The organism is Treponema sp. R6D11 (assembly GCF_054786075.1).
The window spans coordinates 1-385 of the sequence record NZ_BDHD01001108.1 but is presented as its reverse complement, the minus strand read 5'-3'; the positions used below and the strand labels follow the sequence as shown (position 1 = coordinate 385).

Sequence of the window (385 nt, the reverse complement as noted above, 5' to 3'; positions counted from 1 at the left end):
GTCATCAGGCGATTTTTGAAGCGTTTGGCGGCACGGTATCTTATGCAAGCAAATTAATGCATGGTAAATCTTCGCTAGTAACTGTAGACGTGAACAATCCTTTGTTTAAAGGGCTTCCTCCGGCTATACAAGCGGCAAGGTATCATTCGCTTGCCGGAATAAAATCGACATTGCCGAATTCGTTAAAAATTACCGCATGGACGCAAGACGATGAAATTATGGCGGTCTGCCACAAAGAATACCCGGTATACGGTGTACAATTTCATCCCGAGTCGATACTTACACCTAACGGAAAAATAATAGCCGAAAATTTTTTAAGAGTGGAAGTATTGTTACAGATATTGGAGGAACAAAAAAAGCATTGCCGCCGTAGCGGAAAAATTTT

At 41.6% G+C, this 385-nt stretch carries 1 protein-coding gene; it reads left to right on the top strand.

All coding sequences use genetic code 11. The features are described from left to right. Positions 1-385, top strand: a 385-nt coding sequence (locus ACYVTD_RS17680; protein WP_461248930.1) for an anthranilate synthase component II, incomplete at both ends; no start/stop codon positions are given.